At 61.8% G+C, this 5,207-nt stretch carries 6 protein-coding genes; 4 read left to right on the top strand and 2 right to left on the bottom strand.

The window, feature by feature from the left end:
• Positions 1 to 46 precede the first annotated feature (46 nt).
• Together AX685_RS06225 and AX685_RS06220 are read left to right on the top strand one after the other, a co-directional pair.
• On the top strand, positions 47 to 292 hold the full coding sequence (locus AX685_RS06225) for a cupredoxin domain-containing protein (protein ID WP_197418510.1): 246 nt from the start codon (positions 47 to 49) through the stop codon (positions 290 to 292).
• A 247-nt stretch (positions 293 to 539) separates the two neighbouring features.
• On the top strand, positions 540 to 2,684 hold the full coding sequence (locus tag AX685_RS06220) for a TonB-dependent receptor (protein ID WP_231738615.1): 2,145 nt from the start codon (positions 540 to 542) through the stop codon (positions 2,682 to 2,684).
• A gap of 72 nt (positions 2,685 to 2,756) precedes the next feature.
• On the opposite strand, the gene AX685_RS06215 is transcribed toward AX685_RS06220, so the two are convergent.
• Positions 2,757 to 3,155 (bottom strand): hypothetical protein, encoded by a 399-nt coding sequence (locus AX685_RS06215; RefSeq protein ID WP_004212919.1) that lies wholly within the window; start codon positions 3,153 to 3,155, stop codon positions 2,757 to 2,759.
• A gap of 528 nt (positions 3,156 to 3,683) precedes the next feature.
• Between AX685_RS06215 and AX685_RS06210 the strand changes: the two genes are divergently transcribed.
• Positions 3,684 to 4,358 carry a YgjV family protein gene (locus tag AX685_RS06210; RefSeq protein WP_076605473.1) on the top strand — a complete coding sequence of 225 codons (675 nt, stop codon included), beginning with the start codon at positions 3,684 to 3,686 and terminating at the stop codon, positions 4,356 to 4,358.
• The gene (locus tag AX685_RS06205) at positions 4,355 to 4,954 is read left to right on the top strand and encodes a GNAT family N-acetyltransferase (protein ID WP_004212923.1); all 600 of its coding nucleotides are present in this window, start codon (positions 4,355 to 4,357) and stop codon (positions 4,952 to 4,954) included. Before AX685_RS06210 ends, AX685_RS06205 begins: the two co-directional genes overlap by 4 nt.
• Here AX685_RS06205 and AX685_RS06200 read toward each other — a convergent pair.
• Positions 4,946 to 5,207: DUF6118 family protein (locus tag AX685_RS06200; RefSeq protein ID WP_231738614.1), on the bottom strand; the 262-nt coding region annotated here is incomplete at its 5' end. The two genes, AX685_RS06205 and AX685_RS06200, sit on opposite strands and share 9 nt — an antisense overlap.

Below are 5,207 nucleotides of genomic sequence, written 5' to 3'. Positions count from 1 at the left end.
CGGGGTCCCTTTTGGACGCCGATAGGGGGTCCTTTTTGGACGCCGATTGACACGCTTGCGCTTTGTTAACACGGCAGGGGGCGGCCACAATTTTGTCGCCAAGGCCTTTTTCGAGCAAGCCAGTATTGCCCCTGCCAGCCGGTCGACGATCAACAAGGGTGAGGTCGATCTGGGAGGCGGAGAAAGCGGGGACGTGCGCCTGGTTGTCAACCGGATCGGAACCTACGACGTGCATTGTTCGCACTTCATGCACTCGATTTTCGGCATGAAAGGCAAGATCGTCGTCCGGTGAGCGTCACTGGCTCGGCTCTCTTCCATGTCATGGCTGAGGACGTTCGGCGTAATGCAACGGCAAAGCCAACTCAGGCTCTGATAAGTGATCTCGTCGGGCTTCGTAACATTGCCGTAGTCCGTTTCGCTGGCCTCATATTTTAGAGAGCAAGTCAACGGGCCCGACAGCGACCACCCCGAAGGGCTATTGCGACGCACTCTCAAATCACCTATTGCGTTGGTGAGAGAGATTCGCAAAAGGGTCAACGGTGAGAAATCTTGGTATTGGAACTGCACTCGGCTTCGGGCTGCTCACCGTCCCGGCAATGGCTCAAGACCAGTTCCTGCCGGGACCCGGCAGCACCTCGCAAACGATCATCGTGACCGGCGTCCGCGACGGCTATCAGATCGATGCGACCAGCACCGCCACGCGCACACCGACCGAGCTCAACGATGTCCCCCAAGCGGTCTCGATCATCACGGAAACGCAGATCGACGACCAGGCGATGCGCTCTATTGCCGATGTACTACGCTATGTCCCCGGCGCCGTAATCTCCCAAGGTGAGGGACACCGCGATCAGATCATCCTGCGCGGGAACAGCAGCACCGCAGACTTCTTCGTCGATGGCTTGCGGGACGACGTGCAATATTATCGCGGCCTCTACAATGCAGAGAGGATCGAGGTTCTGAAAGGTCCCAACGCGATGATCTTCGGGCGCGGCGGCGGCGGGGGCGTAATCAACCGCGTCACCAAGCGCCCTGTCGCCAACGCCTTCATCAGCGGCAGCGGTTCGGCGGACACATATGGCGCATGGTATGTCGACGCCGACATCAGTCAGCCACTCAGCGAGTCCGTCTCCACCCGGATGAACGCCGTTTACGAGGAGTTCCGAAACAATCGCGACTTCTATGACGGGCGCCGGGTTGCGATCAACCCGACCGTCGCGCTCTCGCTCGGCGGTGCGACTCGGATCGATCTGGGCTTCGAATATAACAGCGACAAGCGAACGATCGACCGAGGCGTCCCCTCGGCCGTTCAGGGCTCGCTGACGAGCCCGTCACGCCCGCTCACCGGCGCCCGCGACACCTTCTTCGGTGTGCCGGGATTCAACGTCAGCGATTTCGAGGCCAAGGTCCTGAATGGGCGCGTCGAGCACCGCTTCAGCGACAATCTGACCCTGACCAGTCGGGTCCTGTATGGTGATTACGACAAGCTCTATCGGAACGCCTTTCCGGTCACCCCGGTCACGTCGCGCGGCGGCGTCCAGAGCGTCGGCCTCGAAGCGTATAGCGATCCCACGACACGCAAGAACCTGCTCAACCAGAACGACCTTGTTTGGAGGGTCACCACTGGACCCGTCCGCCACGTGCTGCTCGCTGGCTTCGAAATTAGCGACCAGCGCACGCGCAACCAGCGGATCAACGGCTTTTTCGGGGGTGGTGATATCGTCAACGGGGGGCGGCGCGTCTTTGTCGGGTTGGCCGACCCGATCACGGTGCCGCCGGTCACGCTGCGCACCACTCCCAATACCGGCTACCGGTCAATCCGCACGAACGCCGACGCCGCCGCCTTCTATGTGCAGGACCAGATCTCGATCGGCGACCATGTCGATCTGATCGGCGGCGTTCGCCGCGACCGCTTCACGCTTAACGTCGACGACCTGGTTGCCGGGCAGAGCTATCGCCGGACCGACACGCTTTGGTCTCCCCGAGTGGGCGTGGTGCTCAAGCCGGTGCAACCTGTCTCGATATACGCCAGCTATAGCCGGTCCTTCCTGCCGCAGTCGGGGGATCAATTCTCATCGCTCGATGTCACCAGCGCCGCGCTGGAGCCGGAGAGGTTCGACAATTACGAGCTTGGCCTCAAATGGGATATCCGCCCGACGCTGAACCTGACCGCCGCCATCTACCAGCTTGACCGCACCAACACCCGCGCGGCCGACCCCAATGACCCCGCACGGACGGTGCTCACGGGCGCGCAGCGCAGCAAAGGGCTCGAACTCGGCCTTAGCGGCGCGATCACACCCCAGTGGCAGATCAGCGCGGGCTATGCGCTGCAGGACGCGACAATTCGCAAAACGACGAGTGCCGCCCCGGCCGGGCGCGAGGTTCCGCTGGTTCCAAAACAACAGGCTTCGCTCTGGACGCGTTACGACCTCACCCCACGCTTGGGGGCCGGCGCCGGTGTCTACCACCAGTCGAAAAGCTTCACGTCCATCAGCAACACCGCCATCCTGCCCGCCTTCACCCGCGTCGATGCCGCCGCATTCTTCAAGCTCACCCCCCAGATCGAGGCGCAAATCAACGTCGAGAATCTGCTTAACAGCGATTATTTCTCGTCCGCCTACAACGACAACAACATCATGCCCGGCGCGCCGACGACGGTGCGCGCAACGGTTAGAATGAGATTATAACGGTGTTGGCCAACTTGGTCGGGTGCGGATCAAGCCGCCCTCGCAAAAGTCGGTGAGACGCCGCTGGCCGGTTTAGAAACCAGTCTTCGCCGATGGATCACAGGACTGGCGCATGAACTCCAGGGCATCACCGACGCGGCGCACCGCGTCGTTGTCCCCGACGAATATATCGAGACCCTCGTAGGGCTGCGCGCCCCCTTTGATCTCCACCGACGCCTGGGGCGCGTTGGCCGAGTAAAGCGGTCGGATCGCAACCACCTGATCTAGTTTCACGCTGAGGGCGCTTTTGTCGGCGAGCGTGAGCGTAACGAGGCAACCACCTTTCACTCCTACGCTCGTGATCCTGCTGTTCCGCACGAAACCCGGCCAAGGCTTTGCGACGGCTGTGCCGCGGGTCAGCATGTCCTGGACGAACTTCGACGCACCCGCGGCGGTTCGTGGTTTGGCGGGCACCACCTGCTGAGCCGCCACGGGCGCTGCGCTTCCGAGCGAAAGTGCGTAGATCAATAGGTCAGGACGATGGGGCATCAGTGAACTTTAGCCGACCTTAGTCCTGCGTGGCGATAGGCGGAGGCGGCGCGGGCGCCTGATGCCGGGCGGGAAACAACGGCACGCCACCCCTATGATGGCCGTAGCCGTAATCACCTACGTCGAGCTGGAGAAGGCAATTCGCATAGCTCTCCGTTCCAGGCTGGAAGCCGTAGCTCGCACACGCCGCCCGATGGCGAGCGGCCATTTCTCGCGGACTGACGCAGCCAGAAAGCACGAGCGACGTCGAGATGGCGAGAAGCTTGAAAGCGTCACGCACCATTGTCCTGGTCCAAACAAGGGCGGAACCCAAGGGGAAGAGCGCCGCGCTGGACGCAGAATGAACCAGTCCTCGTCAAAAGCCAAATGCCATTGTGGCCGGGACTCGCGATGGGAAAGCGGTCGACGACAACGCCACATTAACCTTCTTCCTTCACGGTGGAAGCCGGACCAACCCCGACGCGAGCGTGCATGTCGCTTTTCCTCGATCAAACGTTTGCGAGCACCGGGTTAGCTGCGATCCTATTCGGGGCTGTTGGTCTCGGCTGCGTGGTGAGCTGGCCGCTCCTACCCTCGCGCCGGGGAGCGCTCATGGTGCAGGGCGCGGGCGCGGGCGCATTCGCGCTTCACTTCGCGCTGATCGGCGCGCCTACCGCTTCGGCCGCATGCGTTCTTTCCCTGATGCAGCTCACCGTCGCGCTGGTGGTTCGTGACCGGGTTGCCAAGCTCGCGCTCGACGGCGCGACGTTGCTCGCGCTGCTGTTGCTCACCGTGGCGACCTGGCATGGAATCCTGTCCGGCCTTGCCGCTTGCGGCGGTGCATCTTCTTTCATTGCGCGGACCCAGCGATCAACGACGCGGATGAAGATCGTCTTTCTCGTGGCCGCGCCCTTCTGGCTGGCCCACAATCTTCTCATTGGCGCACCGTTCGCCTTGGCCGTTGATCTTGTATCGGTCGCGGGGAATCTGCTCGGGCTTTTTGCCTTTTGGAAGCGGGAACAGCGTCAAGCGGACGGGCCGCGCAGCCTCAGCTATCCGGCGCGGCTTTCCCCACGTCACGCTTTCCGCTCTGGTCACCTTTCCCTCGGCAAACTCGCGATCTCAAAGCGCGCGCGCGCGTTACAGGGAGTCCAGATCCTCACATGACACAGGTAATATACGCGCGCCCACTCCCGCCGGCGCGTTCGATAGCTCAAGTAGGCGGAAAGCAGAGCTGGAGCGAGCTACGGCCGGCGAACCTTGACGACGCTAAAGCTTTGGTACGCTTGAAGATCGCCCTCGCTCGCGAAGCGGAACATATGATCTTCGATGTCCGGGATCGAGGGGAACTCCTGCGCCGCACAACTGCCGAACTAAACGCCGCCGTAGCCGGCGAGCGAGGCATCTTCGTCCTGCAACGCATAGGCGACCTCGTCGGCTACATAGATGTACGGAGCGTGTGCATCGAAGGCGCTGCAGAATTTGCCTCTTTTAATCTGGCTATCCGGACACGGTGGCAGGGACGTGGGCTTGGAGCAAGCCTGGTGAAGTCCGCCGAGGAATGGGTACGTCGCCGTGGCTTGCTCTTCCTGATCTTCCACGTCGCTGTTCGCAACGACCGGGCGTTCGCATTTTATGAACGGCTTGGCTATACCGTGTGCGGAGATGTTGTGGCAGCCAATAAAGAATCAGGCGTTATTGGCGATTACTACGCGATGGGCCGAATGCTCGATGCTGATGCTGAGGAGGATGCGTTAGCGTGATGCATAACTATCATCCCGCCTTTCCAGACTGACTCTGATCGTACAGCGCACCGTCTCAGCGGCCTTCACCGCTGCCTTCTTGCAACCCTCGATCGCTTCGCGGTTGGCCGTTACGATCCTGTTACCGGCGATGATCGCGCTAAACGCGGTCGGGCTGGCGCTCTGCATCATGCGCTGACCCGCTTCCCAACGAGGCAAGTCGAGCGTCCGCGCCGCCATGCGCTCGGGCCATTGCCAGCTCGCCGGCGCGATC

Source organism: Sphingomonas sp. CCH9-F2 (assembly GCF_001556735.1).
Taxonomy (GTDB): Bacteria; Pseudomonadota; Alphaproteobacteria; order Sphingomonadales; family Sphingomonadaceae; genus Sphingomonas; species Sphingomonas ginsenosidimutans.
Note: the sequence above shows the minus strand (reverse complement) of the source record. Positions and strands in the feature narration are given on the sequence as shown.

What these genes read in the sequence shown, in the direction of transcription:
- AX685_RS06210 (WP_076605473.1), top strand. Translation starts at nt 3,684, where the DNA reads ATGTCGCTTTTCCTCGATCAAACGTTTGCGAGCACCGGGTTAGCTGCG.
- AX685_RS06205 (WP_004212923.1), top strand. Translation starts at nt 4,355, where the DNA reads ATGACACAGGTAATATACGCGCGCCCACTCCCGCCGGCGCGTTCGATA.